The following is a 24,598-nucleotide window of genomic DNA, read 5'->3' as shown; positions in this document are numbered from 1 at the left end:
GGGACACATGGGACGCACCAGGGGGACGTTCAACACCAAGGGCACGTGGCTCGCGGGCGGCGTGCTCGCGGCCGTGCTCGCCCTGACCGGCTACGCCGTCCTCAGCGGCGGCGACGACGGCGGGGACACCCCGGCGGGCAAGGGCGGGGCGAGCGCGAGCGCGTCCGCGTCGCCGGGGCCGAGCGCGACGTACGCGCCGCCGGACGACTGGACCGAGCCGAACTCGTGGGCGGCGCTTCCGCGGGGGAAGCGCACCGACGACCACGGCAGCCAGGTCGGGTTCCCGAAGACGACCGAGGGGGCCGTGGCGATGATGCTCGCGGCCAACTCGACCGACATCGAGGGCGACAAGACCAACACGAATGAGCAACTGCGCATCTATCGCTCGTACATCGGCAAAGCCGACCAGTCCGCGGAGAACGCCGAGCAGATCGAGCTGAACGGCCAGCAGAGCGACAAGGCCCTCGCCAAGCAGATGGGCGTGGCGGCCGGGCAGCCCCTGCCGTCGGGCGCGTACGTCCGCAGCACCGTGGTGGGCTACAAGGTCATCAAGAAGTCGGACACCGAGGTCAGCGCGTGGCTGCTGTCGCGCGTCGTCCAGAAGGACGGCGAGACGGCGAAGGAGAAGGGTTCCTACACCCGCACTCTGGCCGGCGCCCAGTGGGAGGGCGGCGACTGGAAGCTCACCGGTGACGCCACCGCCCGCGCGCAGAGCGACGTCCAGGGCCAGCCCCAGCCGCACATCGTCGCGCCGGGTGACGCGGACTTCAACAGCTCCGGCTGGACGGCCATAAGGCAGGCATCGTGAGCCGCCAGGGAGTCGTGGGCCGCCGGTTCGCCGCGATCCTGCTCGCCCTGGTCGCGGTGTTCGGCGTCTCCGTCTCGGCGCCGCAGCCCGCGCGCGCCGACGGCATCATCGGCAACACGATAGAAGGAGCGTGCCGGATCGGCACCGGGCCGGTGCTCGGGACGATCCTGCACACGGGCGGGAAGCTGACCGGCATCGGTGGCCTGACCGGCTCGGACATGTGCGACGCGGTCGGCGACGCGGGCGAGAAGGCCATCAAGGAGGCCTGGAAGAACGTCTGGGACTCGGTGCTGGGCGACATGATCAAGTCCGCCCAGGACGTCACCAAGTGGGTCATCAAGAAGGTCTTGACGTTCGCCCTGCTCGGGCCGTCGGTGGACCTCAAGGGCACCGGCCTGTGGACCGGCAAGGCCACCCTCGCGGGCATGCTCGTCTGGCTCGGGCTGGTGATCGCCGCGGCCGGGGTGATCTGGCAGCTTGCCAAGATGGCCGTCACCGGCAAGGCGCAGCACGCCGGAGTGGCGATGCGGGGATGGGTGGAGAACCTTTTCCTCTCCGCCCTCGGAGTGAGCCTGTTCGCGTTCCTGCTGACGCTCGGGGACGCGCTGAGTGCCGGGTTGGTCAACGCCACGTTCAAGGACGACGGGCAGGCCTACGAGCGGATCATCGCGGTCCTGCTGCCCGCCGCGGTCTCGAACCCGATCACCCTGCTGTGCGTCGTCGGCGTGCTGCTGCTGATCGGCTTCGTCCTGATGGTGATGATCTTCCTTCGGCAGAGCGCCATCCCCATCATCTGCCTGCTGATCCCCGTGGCCGGCGGCGGCCGGACCGGCGGCGAAGTCACCCGCAAGTGGGCGCCCACCCTCATCACCTCCGGCATGGTCATCGTGGCGTACAAGCCGATGGTCGCCGTGATCATCTGCACGGGATTCGCCGAGTTCGGGCACGCCAAGACCCTCCCGGAATGGCTGCGCGGCTGCGCCACGCTCCTCCTCGCGGTCATCGCGCCCGGCCCGCTGACTAAGATCTTCGCCCCGTTCGGGGCGGCGGTTGGCGCGGGCATGAGTGCGGGCGGCGCCGGAGGGGCCCTCACCGCGGCGGCGGGCTACTTCGCCGGGAAGGCCGGAGGCGACGACGACAGCGGCGGCGGCGACAGCCCGTCGAGCGCGGTCGAGCACGCCCGGTACGTCGAGCAGAGCATGGGCAGCCAGAACGGCGGCGGCGGTGACGGCGGCTCCGGCGAGAACGGCGGCCAGGGCGGCGACGCCCAGGCGCAGGCCGCCCGGAACGAGGCCGGTACCCGCGTGCCCGGGCAGGCCGGAACCGAAGGCGCCGCCGGCGCCGAAGGTGCGGCAGCCGGGGCAGGCGCCGGAGCGGGTGCGGCAGGTGCAGGTGCCGGAGCCGGAGGAGCGGCAGCCGCAGGAGGAGGCGGTGCCGCGGCCGCCGCGGGCCCGGCCGGGATCGCGGTCGCTGCCGGTATCCAGGTCCTGGACGGCGTCAACGACGCGGTCCAGGGCGCGAGCGGACAGATCGGCGGAGAGAACCAGTGACCACCCACGAAGTGCCCAAGACGCTGATGGTCGAGGGCTTCCGCGCCCGCCGTTCCTTCGGGTTCGGCGGGCTGTCGCGGAACGCGACGATCTTCGCGGCAGCCATCCTGATGGCGGACGGACTGATCGCCACCCAGGTCCCGCTGTCCCTGCTGATCACCCTGCCGGTGACCGCTGCGATCTTCGGTCTGGCCGCCGCCAAGCGGCACGGCATGTCCGCGCTGAACTACTACTGGGCCAAGGTCGCCTGGAAGCGGGCGGCGAAGTTCGACGCCACCTCCTACCGGCGTCTGCTGCTGCCGCACCCGTACGCCCTGGACCTGCCCGGCGTCGGCGCCAGCTCCACCCTGATCAAGGCGCACGATCCGACCAGCGGCCGACCCGTCGGCGTGGTCCACGACCGGGCGACCGGCTACATGACCATCACCACCCTGCTCGCCCCGGGCGGCAGCCTCATGGCGCCCACCGGGGCCGTGCAGAGCAGCCTGCGCACCTGGTCGTCCGTGCTGGACGCGATGAGCACCGACGAGCAGGTCAAGGGCGCATCCGTCACCATCCAGATCACCCCGGGAGCGGGGGAGGCACTCGGGGACGACGTCGCGGTCCGCAAGGACCCGAATGCTCCGCAGCTCGCCAAGAAGATCATTGACGAGCTGGTCCGCACGACGCCGCACGCCACCGCGAGCGTGGCGCCGTGGATGAGCGTCACCGTCGACCCGAACGCGACCGTCAACGCGCCGGCGGACCTCGCGGAGCAGGTCGCCGAGGCGCTGCGGGTCGTCGACTCGCTCGACCTGTCGGGCACCGGCACGGACATCGAGCGACGGGCCACCGACGTCGACCTGCGCCGGATCGTCAGGTCCGCCTACGACCCGGACGTGTTCAACGCGAGGGACAAGGAGTTCGAGGAGCTGAGCTGGTCAGAGTGCGGGCCGCAGGCCGCCGACGACGGCTGGGAGGAGTACGCGCACGACGGCGGAGTCTCCATCAGCTGGGTGCTGCGCGAGATGCCGCGCCGTCCCCTGCCGTACTCCGTGCTGCTGCCGCTGCTTGCCCCCGGCCGCTACCAGCGACGCCTGACGCTCAGCTACCGCGTCCTGGACCCGTACGAGGGCGAGGCGGTGCTGGAGCGCGAGATCAGCAACGCTCAGGACCGGGCGCGGGCGACCGCCGAGGTCAAGGGCCGCGCGAAGTACAGCCAGAAGGCGGACCTCCAGCGCGCCGAGCGGGCCGCCGCGCAGGTGGCCGGCGGCTCCCAGGTGGTCGACTGGACCCTCATGGTCACCGCCACCGCTCGCCGCACCGCCGACCTGCCCGCCGCGCGCCAGGAACTGGCCCGCGCGGTCAAGGCGACCCGAGGCATCCGGATGCGGAGCGCGTTCGGCGCACAGGCCGCCGTGTTCGCGGCCGGACTGCCGATCGGCTACTCGCCGCTCGTGAAGTGAGAGAGGGCTGACGACGATGGCACGCAAGCCCAAGCAGGTGCCGGTGACCACGCCCAAGCGGGTGGTCCGGGTGGTCGAGCAGGCCCCGACCCGCGAGGAGCGACGGGTCGAGAAGAAGCTGAAAGGGCGGTTCGCCCCGCGGCTCGGATGGGGCGGGCGGTTCGGCGGCCGCTCGCCGGTCGAGGACACCGGCACCGTCTACACCGGCCCGACCTCGCAGGCGGGCGGGATCTACCCCTTCCTTCTGGGGTCGGGCCTGCCGCCGCGCGGCGTGCCGGTCGGTCGGGACGTGCTCACCGGCGAGCTGGTGTGCGTGGACCCCAGCGGATGGACCGGCAAGCTCACCACCAACCCGGGCGTCTGGGTCATGAGCCAGCCGGGCGCGGGCAAGAGCGCGCTGGTCAAGCGCGTGTGCCTGGTCTACTCGGCATACGGGCACATGGTCTGCGTCCCCGGCGACGTCAAGGGCGAGTACAGCGACCTGATCCGCGAACTGGGCGGCTCCGTCGTACGGATCGGCGACGGCATCGGCCGCCTGAACCCGCTCGACAGCGGCCCGTTGAAGGGGCGCGTGCACACGCTGCCCGTCGACCGGCGCGAGTCCCTGCTGGACGTCCTCAACGGCAGGAGACTCGAAACCCTGGTCGCCCTGCTGTCCACGAAGCACGGACTCGGCAGGTCCCCGAACGAGATCGAGAGGTCGGCGCTCGACACTGCGGTGCAGGTCGCGTCCGCCGCGCAGGAGTCCGGCAGCGACCCCGTGGTCGCCGACGTCGTCCGGGCCCTGCGCGCGGCGCCCGAGGAACTGCGCACGAAGCTGGCCGCCGAGGGGGACCGCTACCAGGACCTGACCCGGTCGGTGATCGCCGGGTTGGACAACTTGATCGGCGGGCCCTTGAAGGGCCTCTTCGACGGCCCGACGACGACCCCCCTGGACATCTCGGCGCCCGCCGTGTCCGTGGACATCTCCGCCCTGCGGGCCCGCGGAAATGACGTTGTGTCGGCCGGGATGATCGCCACCTGGGCGTACACCTACTCCGCGATCGACTCCGCCCGCAGCATCGGCCTCATGGACCGTTCCCTCGTGCTGCCGATGGACGAGATGTGGCGCGCGCTCAGGAGCGGGCCCGGCCTGGTGGACGCGATGGACGCCATCAGCCGCCTGAACCGCACCACGAACGACGTGACGATCTACGTCACGCACTCGCTGCTGGACGTCGAGGCATTGCCGACGGAGCAGGACCGGGCCAAGGCCAGAGGCCTGATGGACCGGTGCGACACGTGGGTGATCGGCGCGTCCTCCGAGGAGGAGCTGACCCGGGTTACCGGCAAGCGCTCCCTCACCGAGCAGGAACGCATGATGATCGGCTCGTGGTCGTCGGCGACGTCGACCGGGCTCGACATCGACCCGACCTTCGACGACGCCGACGGCAGCAACGTGGCCCTGGAGGACGAGGGCGCACGGCACCCCGGCCGCGGCAAGTACCTGATCAAGATTGGCACCCGGCCCGGGATCGCGGCCTCGCTGGAGCTGACGCAGACCGAGCTGCGGCTCTACCGCACGGACACCAACCGGCGCCGGACGACGACGAGCGTGGGGGGCGACAGCCGATGATGACGGAGAACGACCGGGCGTGGGCGTTCGGCGGGATCGTGGCCGGCGGGGCGGTGACGCTGGCCGCCACGACGTGGGCCGGAGCGGCGGCCGGTGCGCTGGTGACCGGCGAGGACGTGGCACCCGCCTCCCCGCTGACCGTCTTCCGGATGGCCACCGAATGGTCGGCGGTGTGGCCGCACGCGCAGACCGCATCCATCGTCGGTGCCACCGTCGGGGACCTGGCCGCGGTGGTCTTCATCGTCTGGGGTCTGCGCTGGGCTTTCCGCTGGTTCCGGAACCCCAGCAGCCTCGCGACCCTGCACCAGGTGCGCGAGCTGACGCCGAAGGCCGCCGCCAGCACCGCAGCCCGGCTCCGGTCCTCGCTCAAGGGCACCAAGCCGTCGAAGATCCCGCCGCGTGACCGCGGCGTGCTGCTCGGGGACCACATGCCCTCCGGCGTCGAGCTGCGCGGCAGCGACGAGGACACCTACATCGCCATCATGGCGCCCCGCGCAGGCAAGTCGACGTCGCTGGCCATCCCCGTGGCGGAGGAGGCCCCCGGCGCACTGCTGATGACCAGTAACAAGGCCGACGTGTACGCCGCCACCGTCGGCAGCCGCTCGAAGGTCGGGAAGACGTGGGTGCTCGACACCCAGGGCGTCGCCCAGGTCGAGCGGCAGATGTGGTGGGACATGATCGCCCAGGCGGAGACGCTGGAGGGCGCCGAGCGCCTGGCCAGCCACTTCGTCAACCAGATCACCAGCGATCAAGCCGATCCATTCTGGAGTCAGGCCGCCGGCGACCTCTTGGTGGGCCTGTTCCGGGCCGCGTACCACGACGGCGGCAGCGTCCGCGACGTCATGAAGTGGTTGAGTGACCCGAAGGAAAAAGCCCCGCTCAACATCCTCTACACGCACGAACCGGTACTCGCCGAACAGGTCGACAGCTCGATCAACATCGCGGAGGAGACGCAGAGCGGCATCTACCAGAACGCGAGGACCGCCGTCAGCGCACTGCGCGACGAGAAGGTGCTCGCCTGGGTGACGCCCGACAAGCGCTACCCCCGCTTCGACCCCGAGGCGTTCGCGCTCAGCAAGGACACCCTCTACCTGTTGTCCAAGAAGGGCGGCCCCGCGTCGGCCGTCATCGCCGCACTCGCCGACGCCGTGTTCACCGCAGCCGCCGAGGCGGGCGAACGGTACGGCGGCCGCCTGCCGGAGCCGATGCGCGCGATCCTGGACGAGGCCGCGAACATCTGCCGCATCAAGGACCTGCCCGACCTGTACTCCCACCTGGGAAGCCGGGGCATCACACCGTTCGTGATCCTCCAGTCCTACCGTCAGGGTGTCGCCGCGTGGGGCGAGGTCGGCATGGACGCCATGTGGAGCGCGGGCACCAAGAAGATCATCGGTGTGGGTCTGGATGACGCGAAGTTCGCCCAGGACGTCTCCACCCTGACCGGCGCCCACTACGTCGAGCGCGGCTCGTACTCCAAGAGCAAGGACGGCGGGTCACGGTCCTGGTCCGAGCAGCGCGAGCAGGTGCTCGACCCGGCCGAGATTCGCGCCATGCGCAAGGGCAGCGCGCTGCTGTTGTCCACCGGCATGCCGGTCGCGCAGATCGCTCTGAGGCCCTGGTACGCGGAGAAGAAGATGGCGCACATCGGCCCCCAGATGCGCGAGGAAGAGGCCGCCATCACCAAGCGGGCCGTGGGTGCGTACGAGGAGCGGAAGGCGGCACGCAGTGGCCGATGAGCACGGCGGCGACAACCCGGAGCTGGACGTGCCGGTCACGATGTTCGAGGACGTCGAGGACCTGAAGGCCGCCGTCGCCCGGCTGACTGCGCAGCTCGAAGCCCTCACCGGCGGTGGGGGAGGGGAGCCGGGCGAGGCCTCCGCCGAGGACGAGGCGGCGGCCGGCGAGGGAGACGTCGACGAGGAAGAGGAGGACGAGGGCGAGCAGTACCCGCCGCTGATCCTGCTGCTGGACTCGCCCGCGTACGACGACGAACTGCGCGCCCTCACCGAGTGGGTGGAGGGCGTCCTCGTGCCCGGATACCTGGGGGAGGCCGCCTCCGACGCGCGATGGTGCCACCTCTGGTTCGAGCACACGCCCGCCGTCGCCCGGCTGCACGCGCTGTGGCTCGCCTGGCAGGAACTCACCGATCCCGCGAGCTGCGGCTACACCGGACCCAGCACGTGGCACAGGGACCACCTGGACCCGTGCGTCCGGGAGCTACGCGGACCCAACGGCCCCTTCGCCGGGTGCACCAAGCGCGAACACGAGGTCATCCACCGGATGCCGAGTCTCGTCCCCAGCGCGTGGCGCCGCGAGGACGCCTGACGCGAGGGGCCGCAACTTGCTGGCCGGTGGGGGAGTTACGAGAAAACTAGGTGGGTTTCGTGATCAATCCCGACTAGTTTTCAATTGAACGGCTTGAACACGTACGGGAGTTAGGACGGGGCATGTCCGATGTGTGGGTAGCGACGAATCTGACTGACGACGGCGAGATGTACGGACTGCTCCGCGCGGACGACCTGCGCCACCTGCGGCTCGTCGGAAAGCCGCGGCCGCGCTTGGTGGCTCAGCTCCCGGGCTCCCCGGACGGCGACGGGTGGGTGCCGCTCGTCGACAGCGGTCCCGAGCCAGCATCGGCCCGTTTCTCCGGCGTGGTGAACGGCGCGACCACGCGCCCCGTTCTTCCCGCCCAGTTCCACCTGGAACTCATCTCGGCACTGGAGGCGGCACGCCTCCGGGCCGCCGGCGAGGGGCAGCCGCTGGTGGTGCGCGCCATGTACGAGGGGACCACCTGGCGGTGGCGGACCGACACCTACGGCGCCGCCCTCGCCCAGATCGGCGCTCCCGCCGCGGCGGCCGCCAAGGAGACCGCCGCCGCATCCTGACCCCTCTCCCGTCGAAGGCCGCCGGACGCCCCGGCGGCCTTCGTTGTGTCGACGCAACGCCAACCCTGCCCGTCGCCCCCGCCGTTGCGTCGACACAACGGCGGGAGGGCGGGAGTTCCATTCCGATGGGGGGGCGGAAACGGTCGTTTCCGCCTCCCCTAGCCAATCCAATGCGGCAAGGCGCGCAAAAGGGTGAAAACCGGGCCTCTGTCCAATGGATTCCAATCCGTAGTTGCGCCTCCCCTTTTCGCCTCCCTAGGGTGGCGTGTAGAGCAACTGGGGCCATTCTGGCGCCGGTCCACGACCAACATGGAAGAGGCATCCGATGGCGCTGCTCAAGCAGGTCGACTGGCAGGAAAACGAGATCCCCTACACCGACGCGGATCGGGTCCGGTACGAGCAGCGGGTCACGCGCGTACGGAAGGAGGTTGCCGAGATCCGGGCCGCCGTCGATGGCATCAGGGCGGCGAGCGGCGCCTTCCACTCCGAGGTTGCGGACTTCCTGTCGTCGGAGGCCCGGATGCTGGAAGGTGCCAACGAGGTGGACGGCGGAGTCGAACTCCAGCCGCAGGACGACACCACCGAACGGCCGACCTGGGGGACCACCACCGCCCGGCGGGCCCTTCTGATCGCACGGGCGTGGCACCGCGACCACCAGGGCGAGGCGGACGGCCGTGACTGACCGGCTGTACCTGCGCCACAGCACGGACAAGCAGACCAACGCCCGTCAGCGGCATGCGCTCAGCAAGCTCATCGACGGCGGCGCCCCTGTGTACGAGGACCCGGCGACGTCCACCCGGGTCCTGTCCCTGGAACGGCCCGGCTTCAAGCAGCTGCTCGAAGAGGCCGCCGTGGGCGACACGATCCGGATCGCGGACGCCGCCCGCCTGTTCCGCTCCGTCGCGGACGTCCTCGCGCTGCGGCCCGTCCTCATCCGGCGGGGCCTGCACCTGCGCGTGGAATCGGGTCTGCTCTCCGGCATCGACCTCGCGGCCGACGACTCCGGCACCAAGATGATGATCCAGGTGCTCGCCGCGGTGCTGGAGTTCCAGCGGGACCTGATCTCGGAGAACACCAAGGAGGGCGTGGCCGGCGCCGAGGCCTCCGGCAAGGTGCTCGGTCGCCCGGCCGCGTTCGACGAGGGCACGGCGGCCGCCGTGGTGAAGGCCTACAAGAAGGAGGGGGCGGCGGTGAAGGCGCTGGCCCGGCAGCACGGCGTCGACCCCAAGACGATCCGGCGTGCACTGGACTCGGTGGGAGCGCGCGAGGTGCCCGCCGACCTCGGGGAGCTGCTGGGGGAGCTGGACGGCGAGGAGAGCCCAGAGCCGGAGGTCCCCGCGGCCGTGGACCCGGTCGTGAGCGTCGACGTGCCCGGCCTGCTCGTCGAGCACCTGCAGAACGCGGACGATGTCGCGCTCCGGGACGCGCTGAGCGGCGGCCGGACCATCCGCCGGGGCCAGGGCTACTCGCTGCGGGTGGCCGCACCGCTCGGTGTCCACCGGGCGGCCCTGGAGGCGTGCGCCGCACTCGCCGCCGACGGGGCGTCCCCGGCCGGGCGCAAGGCCTACCGGGTGTACGCCGAACGCGTCCAAGCCGCCCCAGCAGCACGGGGGATGACCGCTGGGACGGCCCTGTCAGCGTAGGCGCTGACCGGCAACACCAGGGCCCGGACCGCCGACTCGGCAGTCCGGGCCCTTGTTCGTGTCCTACCGCTGGGACGGCTTGGGGTTCTGCTGCTGCGGGTCGGCACCGCCACGGCGCAGGTGCCCCGCCTGCTCCGCAGAGCCGCCCGCCTTCTTCGTCCCGGAGCCACCCGGCTTCTTCACTGCGCCGCGCGTAGTCGACTTGCCCCGCGCGGCCGCCGTGGAGACGCGCGTACCGCGCCCGTCCCTGGCGCCAGGGAGAGGCCGGGACAGCGCCGCCCCGAGCTGCCGCATCTCCGGGATGTCCACCGTGGTGGACGCGGTCCCCCGCGCCGCCGGCGGCGTCCCGCCACGGCCGCCGCCGGGGGAGCTGTAGGCGGAGGCGGCATCGGCGACGTCCCGCAGCGCATCGGCGGCCGCAGCGTCCGTCCCCTTCTCCTCGCCCCGGCGCCGGAGCCGGTCGGCCCCCGCCTGCGCCCACCCGGCAACCTTCTCGCAAGCGTTGATCGAGACCTTGCGGAAGAACTCGCCGACGCGGTTGTCCCCCATCAGGCGCTCGAAGTGCTCCCCGGCCCGCTCCCGCATGACGCGGAACAGGTGACCGACCGCACCGCGCACCGTCTGGATCTTCTGCCACTCCGGGAGGTTCTGGAGCGCGGCGCCGTGCGTATCGGCCTGCTGAAGTGCGGAGTTGACGTCCGATGCCTGCTGCGGGACGTGCGCGGCCGCCGCCCCTTCCGTGGTGCTGGCCGCCGGAGCCGCAGGGGCGGGCGGTTCCGCCGGCGCGGGCGGGGTGACCGCCTCAGCGAACGCCCGCTGCAACGTGGCGAGGTCGGCGTCGAGGTCGGCGACCAGGTCCTGAGCCGTGCCGTTCACCGAAGGCACGTGTTCGTCCCAGGCGTCCAGCACCGCCTGGAACTCGGCACGGACGTCCATCGGACCGGCCGCAGGCTTCGGCGCCGTGGTGTCGGCGGGCGAGGCCTCCGGGCCGGTCCACAACGGCAGTTCACCGGGCTCCGGCGCGGCGGGCTCCGGCTGCTCGGTGGCCCGCAGAGCGTCTTCCAGCGCCTGGCGAACGGCGTCGACGGCGGCGTCGGTAGCCGGACCACCGTCCTCGGGAGCTGCGACGCCCTCCGCATCCTCCGGGGCCGGTGCGTCCGCCGTCGTCCCTGCTGGGGCGGCTGGAGATGCCTCGCGAACGGTGTCCGTGGTCTGTGAGTCCGGGACTTCGGGACTCTGGGACTCTGTCCCTTCCTGCCGGGGCCCGGCGTCCGTCGCCGCGGCGGTCTTCTCGTCGGCGTCGGCCGACCGGCGCCCGTCCTCCTCGCCCCGCGCGTCGAGGGCCTCTTGCTGGTCCTCCGCGTCCAGCTGCTGCCACTCGCGGTAGGCCGCAGCGGCCGCCTCGTCGCGGGGCGGGCGCCCGGCCCGGTAGTCGGCGAGGTAGCTCTCGTTGAGTGCGACGGCGGCCGCAGCCTCTTCGGCCCGGGCGGTCTCCCGCTCTGCCTGCATCGCGGCGAGCGTGGCCTGCACCTGGTCCTGCATGCGCCGGGCGTCGTACAGCAGATGGGCCAGCGGGAAGGCCAGCTGACGGCGCTCCGGGTGCCCGGGGTCGTTCGGCAGTGCGCCGCCCCAGGCGTTGACGGCTCCCTGGACGCCGTTGAGGTGCTGCGTCATCTGCTGCGATCCGTGGGCGTCGGAGACCGCGGCCGCCAGGCCGTCGAGGTGGCCGACCAGCGCCTGGAAGTGCTCGTTCTGCCCGAGGTCGGGGTAGGCCCGGGTGGCTGCACCGGTCACCGCGTCGCGGTGCCGTACGGCGGCGTCGCGCAGGTCGGCCCGCAGCACGTCCACCCGCTGACGGGTCTCGTCGCCGACGGCCGCCCCGGGCGCCGGACCGTACGGAGCGCCGGTGAACGCGGAGTGCATGACCGCCGCTTGGGTCGCGGCGTCCTGCGGTGCGTCGGCCAGGTACGTGACGTCATTGGGTAGAGGCTCGGCGTCCAGCCGGGCGAACCATCCCCCCTCGGGGCCCGGGTGGAGCGTGGCGATGACGAGGTCGCCCCGCAGCACGTCTCCGGAGTCGACCGGCTGACCGTCCAGCCCGGACAGGCGCATCCGGTAGCCCGGGTCCCCGGCGAGGGTGACGGTGTCGACGTAGCGCTGGGGTGCGGGCGGCTCCTCGGTGATCTGCTCGTCCGGCGGCGGCGCGTCGGTCTGCGGGGTCGGCGGGGTGGTCATGGTCGGTTCCTCCGAAGCGTCTCGCGCCGTCTCGTCACCGGGGGCGGCCTCGTTGGCCGGGGCCGGGTCCGGCTGCTGCGGTGCGGCCGCCGTGTCGGGCTCCGGTGTCTGCTGATCGCCATCCGTCGGCCGGGGGCGGTCCTGCTCGAGGAACGCCGCTCCGCGCCGTGCCTCGTGCATCCCCTCATCCGGGACCGCGTCTGCGGGTTCCCGGGGGTCCGGCGCGCGGTCCGGCTCCGGATCGCTGTCCGCCGCGGCGGCCGGCGGCTCCGGGGTTTCTTCCGGCTCCGGCTCGTCGTCCGTGATGCCGTCCGTATCGGGGGCCGTCGTGGTCGGCTCCGCAGGACCGGCATCGGCAACCGGTTCGTCGGGGCCCGGTTCGGTGGTGTCCTCCGGGGCCTGCCGATCGTCGTCGACGGCCACGGGGACCTGTTCGGCAGGCGCCGTTTCGGCGACCGTCTCCTCTGCGGGGTACTCGGAGAGGGCGGCCAGCTCCGTCTCGAAGGCCTCCACCGTCGCCTGCGAACGGGAGGCCAGCAGGGTCGCGGCCGCCCGCACCTCTCTCAGTGGACCGCGCAGGTCCTCGTCGACCACGGGCTCCAGGGCGTCGCTCCAGACCGCCACCGTGTGGACCTGACGCACCAGGTCGTCCGGCGAGCCCGCCGGGCCGTCGCGCAGGGACTGCACGGCGTCCCGGTACGCCGCCGCCAGCTGCGCGACGGGGTTGGTCGGGGTCCCGGTGCCGTCGGGACGCTGCTGCCGGTCGGCCTCGTAGTAGCGCTGGACCGTGGGCAGGGCGTCCCACCGTGCGAACGCCTCGCCCAGGCGCCCGATGTCCGCCTGCACTTCCTCGTCGGTGTCGTACGGCTCGGCGGGGTCGAGCGGCGGCACGTCCACGTCCAGGAGCACCACGTCGAGTTCCGGCAGTTCAGCGGCGGCCGGTGCCTCAGCCGCCGCTGACATCTCCTGACGGTGCGCCAGGGCCATTGCCTCGCCGGCGGGGAGGCGGTCGGCGTACCCGGCGACGTCGGCGCGCTCGGTCCAGCTGCACACACACCACGCCTCAACCCACTCCTGGGTCGGGCCGCCGAGGGTAACGGCCGTCGCGTGCTGCACCCCGTCAGCGACCGCCGTGGCGTGGAGGCGGAGGCGGTCGAGCATCGGCGCCCATGCGGACATGTAGCTGTCGACGGCGGTGCAGGACGCGACCAGGGTCCCCGCCTGGTCCTCGATCAGGAGCGGCGCCAGGTCACCGGAGGCGGTGCGGCCTCGCCACTCCCGGCGGACTGTGTACGGGGCGCCGGTCTCGGCGGTGATCGTCCACGAGCCGTCAGGGTGGTACTGGATCGCCTCCGACTCCCCGACTTCCGGCAGCAGCCACAGTCCGGCGTCGTAGTGCATGCGGCGGGCGACGTTGAACCCGGCGGCGACGTCCCCGCCAGCGCTGGCCGCATGTTCGGCGACGGCCGCCAGGGCCGTGCTCTCGCCCTCGCCGGAACCGATGCTGATCACGTCCCACCGGCCCGACGGCTCGACACCGTGCCACCAGGCCTGCCACATGATTCCCCGGGCGCCCCTGCCCTGGGCGTCGTGGGAGATGTGGTACTCGCCGACGGTCAGCCCGGGGCCGGTGACGGTGAACTGGTACGAGGACGGTTCCCCGTTGAGGACCCGCGGGCTGACGGTCAGCGCGTCGACGTCGACGGCCTGGGGTGCCGCCCCCTCAGCAGGCTCCGGCGCCGCGTCGCCGTCCGCCGTCCCCCAGCCGGCGAGCCCGAGGATTGCGGCAGTCATGCGGTCGGACTCGGCTGCCGCTTCCGTCGGGGTCGCGCCGCGCCGGGCGACCAGCGCGGCCCGGTCCTGGCGGTCGGCGAACGCCTCATCCGCCGCGCGCTTCTGTGCCGTCGCGTTCCCGCCCGTCGCCTTCACCGCCGCCCGCGCTTCACGCCTGGCGCGGTCGTCACCGGCTTCGCACGCCTCGGTGAGAAGCTGGCTCGTCAGAGCCTGAGCGGGCCACGGGGCGGTCTCTCCGGCATCCAGAGCGGTCGACAGCATCTGCCCGGCAAGCTCCGCGGCGCGGTCGGACCAATTGTTCCAGTGCAGGTCGACCACCTTCGGATCACCCTTGGCCAGGGTGCCCGCCAGGCTCTCAACGTCGCGGTAGCCGAACAGTCCGTCCTCGTCGTCCAGGAGCCGGTGAGACAGGCACCGCGCGCACACGGTGTAGCAGCCAAGCTCATTGCCCTGGTCATCGTCGACGGCGACCGTGTACCGGGCCCCGGACCTCTTGGCGCTGCACTTGCCGACGTACGGCGCCGACGCGTCGCAGTACGCGTCCGGGGTGTCGGCCATGTCGTCCGTGAGCCGGGACACGACGCGTAGCCGTGCGGCCGGAATGGCTTCCTGGGCCGAGTGCCAGACCTTCCACTCGGCGACGTACCGGCGATTGTCCGGGCCCTTGCGGGACCAGTCCTCACCGGTGTGGCCCTGCGCGCCGTCCGGGTCGGTCAGGTGCTCCCAGCCCCACCGGCACGACGCGATGAGGCCGACGCGGCCGAACCGGCGAACCAGGGCCACGCCCTCTTCAAGTTCAACGCGGTCTGCGGTCGTCCCGAACTGCGGGGGCTGCATCGTCAGGTGCCCGTACTGGGCCCACAGGGACTCGAACCGGGTACGGGTCGCGGTGTCCTCGCGGACCCGCGCCAGCACGGCCTCAAGGGGCCGGTCCTCCAGGTTCGCGTTCCACCAGTAGGAGCCGTCAACGTCGTGCCCGGCCTCCCACTGGTCCTCATCAGGGCCGGAGTACGTCACCGGGCGCAGTCGGAACGCATGCCCGGCCGCCGTCGTCAGGACCCAACCCGCCGCCGGTTCGCGCCGGTCGGTGAACGACACGGGGGTGAGCGTCTCGCCCTCGATGAGCGCCGACCGGAGCTGTGCCTCTCGCCCGCCCTCGGTCGTCCCCGACTGGGCGGGCGGTTCATCAGCGGGGACGGCCCCGCTGCCGGTGTCCGTCTTCGTCTCCGCCGGGCTCTCCGTCGGATCGCCGAACAACCCGAGCTGACCGAGCGGTTCCACCTCGCCCGTGCCCTGGGAGGCCACGTCGTCCCCTTCCTGGGTGTCGGTCGGCTGGTCCTGCGCGCCCTGTTCCTCGGGGGCGGCCGGGGCGGGCTCGTCGGCGGTGTCCGTGTTCGCCGCCGCCGGCGCGGCGGCCGCCCGCTCGGTCAGGTAGGCGACATCCGCGTGCAGCCGCTGGGCCAGGACGTCCAGGTGCTGACGCAGCCGGTGCAGCGGCAGGCCGACGTAGTTGTTGAGCATGTCGTCGTCGGTGGCCGCGAACAGCACGGCCGCAGCAGCGTCGGCGGCCTCCATCGCCGCGGCGTTGGCCCGGTAGGCGTCCACGCCCTTGGGGGCGGCGTCGATCGCCCCGATCGCGCTGCTGAGTTCCTGGATCTCGGTCTGCGGTCCGGCGCCGTCCGGCCAGACGCGGGCGGTGACCTCTGTAACCGCGGCGTGCAGTTCGAAGGCCCGCCGGGTCTCCAGTGCGACCTGGTTGCGGCTGCTGTGGCGGCCGAAGACGTCGGCGACGTCCTGCGGTGCCCGCCGCTCGCGGGGTACGACCTGGACCTCGTCCGTGAAGTCCAGGGCGAAGCCGTTGGGGGAGCCCTTGGCCACGTCGCGGGTCGAGAACCCCATGACGCTGCCTCGGCGGTTGTTGCCGAACCGCAGCTCGGTGACCGCCTCGCCCCGCGTGCCGCCGTCGGCGATGAGATCGCCCAGGCGGATCTGCGCCACCGTGCGGGGCTCCGGCCGCAGGTCGTCACGGTGTTCGGCCGGGATGAGCTGCGCCCGCGCGGGCAGCTGCCGGATGTAGACGCTCTCCGGGGCGCCCAGCTGCCTCCCGGACTCGTCGACGATCACGGCGTCGAGCAGCGTGGTGTTCTGGCGGTAGTCGCGGTACCCGGGGTAGACCGTGCCGGTGACGGTGACCTGGGCCGGTACGGGCACCCCCCAGGCCTCCCCGTCCCATTCGACGCTCCTGCCGCTCACGACGATCGTGATCCGGTTGCCGCCCTGGAGTGCCTCGCGGTCGACGTCGTGCGGGTCCTGCGAGGCGGCCGCCGCGGCCGCCGTCTCCGGCGGGGCCGGGTTCTCCGGCTGCTGCTCGGCATCGGCCGGCGGGGCCTGCGGGACGGCGGCGGGCGCGGGTTCGGTGTCCACCTCTTCCACGCTCATCTGCCCCTCTGGAACTCCGGCGGACTCGTCTTCCTCCGCTTCGGATTCGGGTTCGTCCTGTGGTGCCGGGGCCGGGACGCGTTCGGGCCGCGCGAGGCCGAACTCGTCGTACAGGTCGGCCGTCCCGTACGCGTCGCCGGACGGCTCGCCGGTCTCCTCCGCCGGTTCCCCGGTGCTCTCGCCCTCTGGCTCCGCCGCCTGCGCCGGGTCCTCGGTGCTCTCCTCGGGGCTGCTGGTGGGCTCGGCGGCCGCCGTGTCGCCAGCGCCGTCCTCGGGTGCGGGGGCGGGCTCGGTCTCGGGGGTCGGGGCGCCCAGCCCGGCTTCCCGGTTCTGCTGGACGATGATCCGCTGCCGCTCCCGCCACTGTTCGAAGGCCTCGTCGGTGTCGTTGTCCTCCGTGAAGGTGTTGACGAGCACCACGGGCTCGGGGGCGGGGTTCTCCGCGTCGAATGCGGCCAGCTGTGCGGCCGCCGCATCCACGTTGGCCTGGTGGGGTGCCCGCTTCTCCGTGTTCTCCTGGAGGGCCTTCTTGCGGCTGTTCTCGGTGGCGTGCTTCTTCGGGTCGAGCATGGACTCGGTCAGCTCGGGGATCTTGTCCCGCTCGGTGATCGCGCCGACGATCCCGTCGAGCAGCTCGACCCGGCGCCGTGCGTGCTCGATGGCGGGCCCGAAGTTCACCGCTTCCTGCTGGGCCGTCAGCACCGCCACCTCCTTCTCCAGGCCGGGAAGGCGCTCACGGTCCATCAGCTGGTGGTCCTCCGCCTTTTCGAGGGCGGTGGCCAGGCGGCCCAGCATGGTGGCGCCGATGTTGCCCTTGACCAGGTCCTCCACCGAGCACCGCGACTCGCTGTGCCGCAGCTCGGGGAAGCCGACGTACGCGCGGACCTCGCCGCTGCCGTAGGCGACCTCCGGCTGGACGGCGAAGTCGAGGCCGCCGAAGGTGCCCAGCTTCTTCCACGGGCCGATGCCCTCGCGCTGGTGGGCGCGCACGGCCTCGGTGACGACCTGGCGCAGGATCGGGGCGGCCTCGCCGAACTTCTCGAACTCGCGGCCGCCGATACGGATGCGGAAGGCGTCACCGCGGATCGTCTCGGTGATCTTCGGCAGGGCCTTCTCGCGGGCCGCGATGGCCGCCCGGGTACCGGCGAGTTCGCCTTCCTTGGTGCCCAGCAGTTCCATCTGGCGCACCCGGTCGGCGGCCGCGTTGCGGCGGTCGGCCTCCAGACCCTGGAGATGCATCTTGGCTTCCATGAACTGCCGCATGTAGGGGTTGCCGCCGATCTCGGCGGCCATCGTGGCGTAGTCCCAGTCGCTCGCGCCGATCTCTTCGACACTGTCGCCGTCGTCGTCACCGACGCCGGGCGGGCGCTGGATGTCGCGCAGCCCTTCGGCCTTCGAGGTGAGCAGCCCGACCTGCCAGGCGTCCATGCTGCCCTTGGTGGCCAGGAAGTAGATGCTCACCTCCTCGTACTGGTTGCCCGGTCGCAGGGCGCGGGCGTTGCGCTGCATCATCATGGCCGGGGTCCAGTCCTGATCCAGGTGCATCAGGGCGTAGGCCCGGCTCTGCCCGTTGAAGCCGGTGCCGAGGACTTCGCTGGAGCCCATGAGGACCGCGATGCCGCCGTTGTTGGCGGCCCGGGTCATCTCGGCCTTCCGTTCCGGGGTCCGGTGGTCCTGCGCGAACTGGACCATGTCCCGGGGGACGGCGCGGGCGGCGAGCAGATCACGCAGCTCGCCGTAGAGGTTGAAGTCGCCCTTGTTCTGACCGCCGGGGGTGCCGGAGTTGGCGAAGACGAAGAACAGGCCGCCGGGGGTGTCGGAGTCGAGGTGGATGTCGTTCTTATGGGCGTGGTAGCCGGCGGCGATGATGTCGGCGGCCTGGGCGAGCTTGTTGCCCGCGGGCGCGTCGGCGTCCACCAGCCGGGGGTCGAGGGCGACTGCGCGGCCCTCGCCGGAGACGGCCAGCATGTTGTCCTCGTCGCGGCTGACGTCTCCGGCGTGGATTGCCTGCCCCCGCACGACCAGGGATTGGAGCCGGGTCCGCTGGTCGGCGGTCGGCTCCACCAGCACCAGCTGGGGGGCGCCGCCAGCGATCTGGGGCCGTTCGATGCCGACCTCGTCACCGGTCTTGGTGTCGGTGGCCAGCCCCCACATCGTTTTCATCGTCTGCTTGGAGATGAACCGGGAGAACCGTTCCACGATCGTCAGGCCGCTGCCGTCGGGGGCCATCTCGATGCGCTGGACCTTCTGCCCGTAGGTCTCCGCCCACAGATCCGGGCCGTGGACCCCGAACTGGTCCAGCAGCCACGGCGTCGCCAGCTCCAGACAGTCGTACTGCTCGGCGATGGAGTTCTCCATCGGTGTGCCGGTGCCGAGGGTGACGGTGGGGCGGCCCCCGTCGGCCTCGGCGACCTGGTGGTGCCAGTCGACCTTCTGGTAGAGGTCGACCGCGCGGATGCTCGCGCTGCTGCCCCCGGCCTCCTTCGAGCGGAATCCCAGGGCGGTGAAGCGGTGGGCCTCGTCGACCATGACGTAGTCGAACCCCAGGTCGTCCCAGTACACCTCCCCGGGGGTGCGCATCGGGGCGTCGTTGCGCCGGATGCGGGCCTCCACCGTGGCGAGGCGCTGTTCCAGCTTCATGAGGGCGAACGCGTTGTGCGGGATGCCCCGTTCGCGCTCCAGCTGTTCCTTGAGCGATTCCAGCTCGCGGAAGATGAACAATTCCTGGCGCTCAGGGCTCATGCGGATCGACCCGAACGCGCCCTCGGTGAAGATGACCAGGTCGGGGGAGTTGGCGCGCAGCCACTCCAGGACCGGCCGCCGGTTGTCGTCGGCGAGGTCGTCGGAGGTGATGAGGCGGATGTCGGCGTTGGGGTAGAGCAGCTTGGCCTCATCGAGCCACTGCCTGCCCAGGCCCGGCTGGACGACGGCGAACGGCTTGCCGATCTGCCCGGAGGCCTTGAGGGCCTGCGAGCCCATGACCATCGTGGTGGTCTTTCCCAGGCCCATCTCGTGCGCCAGGATCACGCCCCGCTCGAACTGCATCCGCGCGGCGCCGCTCAGCTGCCACGGGTGCGGAGTCCGCTCGGTGGTGAAGCCCTCCAGGGTCGGGGCGAGGCTGTCGTAGCTGCGGACGACATGCCCGTTCATCTGCCGGTTGTAGGCGTCGGTCAGCAGGGTGACCCGCTGGGTGCTCGCGGTGCAGAACTCCTCGAACGCGGAGCGCATCGCCTCCGCCTTGTACCGCATGGCGCGGGTGGCGTCCTCGTCGACGCCGTCGCCGTCGAGCCGGTTGACGACCATCGACGCCCGCCCGAGCAGGGCCTTGGCGATGTGCACCGCCGAGCGCCGCTCGGTGCCCTTCAGCGCGTTGATCGCGTCGGGCACCTTCCCCGCGGCCAGCGACCAGCCGTAGCGCTCGTTGTGGCTGACCTGGAGGGTCGGGTCGCCGAGGTACTCGCGCAGGAAGCCCTGCACCAGCGGCGCGGGAATCCAGTGGGCGCCGAGCTGGGCGGTGAACTGCCCCAGCCGCTTCGGCGGCGGCTGCACCACTTCCAGGGCGGCGACGTTCACCGCGTACTTCGGATCGGTGGTGGCCGCCTCGCGCGCTCGTTCCAGCTTCTCGCGCACCGCCCCCGACAGGTACGCCCCGGCGTGCTCCAGCTTCTTGGTGATTGGGTTGTCGAAGACCTCGGTGCCCAGCCGTGCGCGGGCCTCGTCTGCGGTGGTGCCCAGCAGTGAGGCGATCAGCGGCAGGTCCACGCGGCCGGTGGCGCCCATCACGGCCGTCAGCGCCGTCTTCGGGTCGTCGGTGGGCTCCAGGTCGCCGCGCCGGGCGCCCGGACGTCGGGTCAGGACCTCGGAGTTGACCGCCCGGTCGTTCGCCCGGTCCCAGTGCTCTAGGCCCAGGACGACGGCGGCGTGCGGGTCCTGGCGGAACCAACCCCAGCCGGTGGGGAGCCGGTCCTCGCCGTCGAGTTCGACGCCGGCCGCGCGGGCGGCGGCCGCCGCTTCCTCGCCCGGCAGCGCCAGCCGGGTCTGCCGGGGGCGTGAGAGCGGGCCGTGCTTGGCGGTGTAGGAGGCGTGCAGCCGGGCGAGCTGGTCGCGGACCTCGCGCGCCCGGTCCGGGTCCTGGCCGGTGCGGTCCAGCTCTTGCAGTTCGCCGGCGACGTCACGCAGCGCCAGCAGCGTCCGCAGCTGATTGGTGCCCGAGACGCCGTCCGCCGTGATGACCCGGACCGGGTCCGCGCCGTTGACGTGCTGCCAGATCGCGCCGTTGTCGTCGCTGTAGAGACGGCCGGTGAAGTCGGTGGCGTGCTTGAGCCGGGCGGTCTGGAGGAGCAGGGGCTCCCGGTGGGGCCAGTCCTCGTGATGGACGTAGCCCAGGCCGTCGGCGACCGCCGCGGCGGCGGTGGCCTCCATCCGCTCCCGCAGCAGCCGGGGCGCCTCCCCGGGGTCGCCCTGCACGGTCACCCGCGGCCCGTACGGGCCCATCTCCGCTGTGAGGCGCCCCAGCACGTGCTCGGGGTGCTCGGTGAAGTAGGCGTTCACCCCCACGGTGTGGCCGCCCAGCTCCCGCTCCGGCGCCTCGATCCAGCCCAGGTCGCGCGGTTCCTCGCCCTCAGCGCGGCGCCGGAACACGAGCACGTCGGCGACGACGTCGGTGTCGGCGGTCTCCCCGAAGGTGCCCTTGGGCAGCCGGTAGGCGGCCGCCAAGTCGCCCCAGCGGGACATGTCGCGGCGAGCGGCGGCATCCTCGCCGTCCAGCGTCCACCGCGAGGTGATCACCGTCATGTAGGCGCCCGGCCGCAGCAGCGCGAGCTGCTTGATGATGAACCCGTTGTGCAGGGAGTGGCCGCCCGCCCGGTAGCGCCGCTCCCCGAACGGGGCCTGCGCGAAGGGGACGTTGCCGATCACCGCGTCGAAGGTGCCGAGGGGCACGTCGGTGTCGGTGAACGACTCCGCCAGTACGTTGGCGTGCGGGTAGATCCGCCCGGCAATCGCCGCGGTGGTCGGGTCCAGCTCAACACCGGTCAGCCGCGCGGCCGCCGGGGCGACCCCGAAGAACGCGCCGGAGCCGCACCCGGCCTCCAGTACCTCCCCGCCGTCGAAGCCGTACGCGGCCAGGCCCTGCCACATCGACTCGGCGACGGACTGCGGGGTGTAGTGGGCCGACAGCACGGCCCGGGATGCCGCCCGCCACTCGAAGGGGTCCAGCAGGTCCCGCAGTTCCCCGCGCACCCGGGAGTACGACTCCCAGGTGGCGTGATCCGTCTCGAAGCCGCCCTCACGGTCCCCGCCGGGCCCGTAGATCGGCTCGTCGGGGTCCGGCTCGTCGAGGAACACGGTCGGCACCGAGCCCCACCCCGACCAGCGGGCCAGGGTCCGCGCCTCACCGACGGTGGTGCCGCGGTTCTCGCGCTCCAGCGTCCGCAGCACCTTGATCGCTGCGAGGTTCGCCTCAGCCCGGGCCATCGGGCCGCGCGGCAGGTCCGCCGGGTCAGGACGGAACCGCCGGATCGCTACAGGTTCTCCAGCTCCCTGCGGATCGCCGCCAGCTCCACCGCTTCCGGACTCAGCGGCGCCGCCTGGTCCTCCGCGTCCTCCGGCGGCGGCAGCATCTCGCGCAGGACCTGCTCCCGCGCCGTCGCCGAGATCTGCGCCATCTGCCCGACCCGGGCCTGGTACTCCGTCTCCGGCTCCAGGCTCTCCTCCAGGTCCTCCTCCGCCACGGCGATTGCCTCGCTCATCTGCGTTCCCAGCGTCCGGAAGAACCGCTCCGGGTCCTCCATCGCCGCCAGCTCCCGAGGCCGGAACTCCTCCCAGTGCCGCCGCAGCAGCGTCACGTACTGGCTGTTCGCCGCCATCGCTCTCGCCTCCCTCTCGTTCGTCGACGGTACCGGCCAGCGCCGCCATCTGCGCCGCCAGCCGTCCCTGATCCACACCGCGCCGCTCCACGTCGCCGCCGGCGGCACGTACCTGCTCGATCACCGCGTTGATGCCGATGAGCGCGGCGCCCATCGCCGGGATGCGCCGCTTGGCCGCCTCCCGCTCCCGCTTGGGCAGCTGCTCGTTGAGGGACTGCTCGCGCAGGTCCTCCGTTGTCCGCTCCGCGATCCGCGCCAGCTCCCCGAGCAGGCCCTCCTCGAAGTAGAAGGGGTAGGCCCGCATCACCTGGTTCGTGAGCGGGTTGATCACCTTCGTCTGCGTCGGCTTCTCGTACGGGGTGAGCAGGTCGAGCACCCGGTCGTACTCGCGGGACAGCTCCGAGGGCCTGCGACGCAGCCACGACACCAGCGGATCGTAGGAACTGCTCGGCAGGTCCACCTCCCGGGTGTTGCCCCAGGTGCGCCGCGGCAGCGTCTCCGGGTCCTGGTCGTAGCGCCGCACCAGCGCGGCCATCGCCGCAGGCCCGGAGTCGAAGTCCCCGACGCTGCTGCGCTCGTCCCAACCGGCCAGCGCCCGGAACTTCTTCCCGTGGCGCTCCACGTAGCCATAGGCGCAGGAACGCTCCGAGCCGTCGATCAGCACCTGCCGCTTGCCGCCGATGCTGTCGCCCATGACCGCGCGGGCGGCGTCCGGGTTCTGCTCCAGACCCCGCCGGTCCCACTCGTCGTCCACGACCCGCAGTCGCGCCGCGCGGGCGTCCTTGACCGCCTCGCTGTAGGAGTAGGCGGACTGCTCGTTGCGGGCCGCCAGGTGCGAGCCCAGGTCGGCGCTCTCGGCGATCAGTTCTTCCAGCGTCATCTCGCCGACCGGCGTCCGCTCGCCGTAGGACCGCGCCCGCCGGGCAACCCGTTCGTCCTGGAGGCTCTTGCGGTAGGCGGTGACCTGCTCGTTCAGCTCGGTGCCGCCGGGCAGGCGGGTCCACGAGGGGCCGATCCGCTCGAAGGCGCTCTCCAGCGCCTCATCGTCCAGGTCGGCGGCCGCCGGGCCCGCCATGAGGGCCCGGGCGATGCGGCCGTTCTGTTCGACGGTCACCTCGTTGCGGCGCCGCTCCAGCGTCCGGTAGCTCTCGTCGGCCGAGTGGAACGGCGTCTTGTGGATCGTCTCCTTCCACCACTCGCTCTCGGCGGCCAGCTCCTCGTCGTCCAGCTCGGTGACCGGCGCCGCCGTCGCCACCCGGTCCAGCAGCCGCCCGCCGCGCTCCCGGCGCAGGCGCTGGTACCGGACCTCTGCCGCATCGGCGCCGCTGGTCCACCGCCGCGACCGCTCCGTATCGGCGACGTCCTCCGCCGCCACCAGGTCCTCGTACGAGAGACCGGTCAAGTCCTCCGGCTCTGGCTCCGGCTCCGGCGCGGGCTCCGGCGTGGTGACGGGCGGGGCGGCCGCCGGCGGGGCCTGCTGCGCCGGGACGGCGGCCGGTGTTGGCGAGGTGGGCAGATCCTCCAGCGTCTGGCCAGGCCCCAGCACCACGAGGTTGCGGTCCTGCCGGGCGAACGCCTTCAGTACCGCGGCGAGGTTGCGGTCACGGGTTTCCGGCTTCCACGGTCTGCCTGTCGCCCACGCCTGCCGCTGCCCCGACCAGTACAGGTTCCCGGCCTTCGCGGCCCGCCGGTCGTCCTCGTCGTTCTTTTCGGTGCCGAACACCGCGGCGACGCCGTCTTCCTCCCACCGCACCCACACCCGGTCACGGGCGCCCGGGTCGGCCACGGCCCGGTGATGACGGGCGGCCAGCTCCGCGAACGTCGTCAGCCGCCCGTCTCCGATCCCGTCGGCGACCAGCCGCGTGTCACCGACCCGGCCCGCGATGGCACTGCCGTACCCGCTGGCACGGCGCGCGGAGGCGATCTCGGCGCCGTCCGGGCCGTACACGGTGACCGCGCCGCCCTTGATCAGGGCGTGATAGCCCGTCACCGCCGCTACCGGCTCCGCCCCTTCGGGAAGCGGCAGCGGGCCAGGTGAGGCGGGCGGAACTGTCTCGGGCGCGGTGCCCGCTTCCGTGTCCGCCGTCGCGACTTCATCCCCCATGCGCTTCTCCCCGTGCCACGAACTCCCGTGGCACGTCAGCAAGCACACGCCACGTTCTCCCCACCGGACCCTACCGACCAAGGTCAAAAACCTCGATCCAGATACGCCGGGGCCAGTTCGGTGAATGCGGGCGTTTCCGAACACCGTCTTTGGCCGCGCCTTGGCCGGATTCGCCGTTCTTTGTCAGTGGGGGTGGGTATCGTTTTTCGAGCA

10 protein-coding genes are annotated in these 24,598 nt (G+C 72.2%); 9 read left to right on the top strand and 1 reads right to left on the bottom strand.

Annotation, left to right across the window (positions count from 1 at the left end; genetic code table 11):
• Positions 1 to 7 precede the first annotated feature (7 nt).
• From ACIQOE_RS41160 to ACIQOE_RS41120, 9 genes are all read left to right on the top strand, one after another.
• Positions 8 to 808 (top strand): hypothetical protein, encoded by an 801-nt coding sequence (locus ACIQOE_RS41160; protein WP_401417200.1) that lies wholly within the window; start codon positions 8 to 10, stop codon positions 806 to 808.
• On the top strand, positions 805 to 2,358 hold the full coding sequence (locus ACIQOE_RS41155) for a hypothetical protein (RefSeq protein WP_401417198.1): 1,554 nt from the start codon (positions 805 to 807) through the stop codon (positions 2,356 to 2,358). The genes ACIQOE_RS41160 and ACIQOE_RS41155 overlap by 4 nt, the downstream gene beginning before the upstream one ends.
• Complete coding sequence (locus ACIQOE_RS41150; protein ID WP_401417196.1) at positions 2,355 to 3,803, top strand: PrgI family protein; 1,449 nt, start codon at positions 2,355 to 2,357, stop codon at positions 3,801 to 3,803. The genes ACIQOE_RS41155 and ACIQOE_RS41150 overlap by 4 nt, the downstream gene beginning before the upstream one ends.
• 16 nt (positions 3,804 to 3,819) lie before the next feature.
• A complete protein-coding gene (locus tag ACIQOE_RS41145) occupies positions 3,820 to 5,418 on the top strand; it encodes an ATP-binding protein (protein WP_401417195.1) in 1,599 nt (532 codons plus the stop codon).
• Positions 5,415 to 7,154 (top strand): type IV secretory system conjugative DNA transfer family protein, encoded by a 1,740-nt coding sequence (locus ACIQOE_RS41140; RefSeq protein ID WP_401417194.1) that lies wholly within the window; start codon positions 5,415 to 5,417, stop codon positions 7,152 to 7,154. Before ACIQOE_RS41145 ends, ACIQOE_RS41140 begins: the two co-directional genes overlap by 4 nt.
• Positions 7,144 to 7,743, top strand: a complete 600-nt coding sequence (locus ACIQOE_RS41135; protein ID WP_401417193.1) for a DUF4913 domain-containing protein — start codon at positions 7,144 to 7,146, stop codon at positions 7,741 to 7,743. Before ACIQOE_RS41140 ends, ACIQOE_RS41135 begins: the two co-directional genes overlap by 11 nt.
• Positions 7,744 to 7,865: 122 nt before the next feature.
• The gene (locus ACIQOE_RS41130) at positions 7,866 to 8,303 is read left to right on the top strand and encodes a hypothetical protein (protein ID WP_401417192.1); all 438 of its coding nucleotides are present in this window, start codon (positions 7,866 to 7,868) and stop codon (positions 8,301 to 8,303) included.
• A gap of 325 nt (positions 8,304 to 8,628) precedes the next feature.
• Positions 8,629 to 8,985 (top strand): hypothetical protein, encoded by a 357-nt coding sequence (locus ACIQOE_RS41125; protein WP_401417191.1) that lies wholly within the window; start codon positions 8,629 to 8,631, stop codon positions 8,983 to 8,985.
• A complete protein-coding gene (locus ACIQOE_RS41120) occupies positions 8,978 to 9,946 on the top strand; it encodes a recombinase family protein (RefSeq protein ID WP_401417190.1) in 969 nt (322 codons plus the stop codon). Before ACIQOE_RS41125 ends, ACIQOE_RS41120 begins: the two co-directional genes overlap by 8 nt.
• Before the next feature lie 63 nt (positions 9,947 to 10,009).
• Here ACIQOE_RS41120 and ACIQOE_RS41115 read toward each other — a convergent pair whose 3' ends face one another.
• The gene (locus ACIQOE_RS41115) at positions 10,010 to 24,385 is read right to left on the bottom strand and encodes a hypothetical protein (protein WP_401417189.1); all 14,376 of its coding nucleotides are present in this window, start codon (positions 24,383 to 24,385) and stop codon (positions 10,010 to 10,012) included.
• Positions 24,386 to 24,598 lie beyond the last annotated feature (213 nt).

This window comes from Streptomyces sp. NPDC091282 (genome assembly GCF_044757385.1).
Taxonomy (GTDB): domain Bacteria; phylum Actinomycetota; class Actinomycetes; order Streptomycetales; family Streptomycetaceae; genus Streptomyces; species Streptomyces gramineus.
This window is presented reverse-complemented; position numbering and strand designations above follow the sequence as displayed.

What these genes read in the sequence shown, in the direction of transcription:
- ACIQOE_RS41160 (WP_401417200.1), top strand. Translation starts at nt 8, where the DNA reads ATGGGACGCACCAGGGGGACGTTCAACACCAAGGGCACGTGGCTCGCG.
- ACIQOE_RS41145 (WP_401417195.1), top strand. Translation starts at nt 3,820, where the DNA reads ATGGCACGCAAGCCCAAGCAGGTGCCGGTGACCACGCCCAAGCGGGTG.
- ACIQOE_RS41140 (WP_401417194.1), top strand. Translation starts at nt 5,415, where the DNA reads ATGATGACGGAGAACGACCGGGCGTGGGCGTTCGGCGGGATCGTGGCC.
- ACIQOE_RS41130 (WP_401417192.1), top strand. Translation starts at nt 7,866, where the DNA reads ATGTCCGATGTGTGGGTAGCGACGAATCTGACTGACGACGGCGAGATG.
- ACIQOE_RS41125 (WP_401417191.1), top strand. Translation starts at nt 8,629, where the DNA reads ATGGCGCTGCTCAAGCAGGTCGACTGGCAGGAAAACGAGATCCCCTAC.
- ACIQOE_RS41115 (WP_401417189.1), bottom strand. Translation starts at nt 24,385, where the DNA reads ATGGGGGATGAAGTCGCGACGGCGGACACGGAAGCGGGCACCGCGCCC.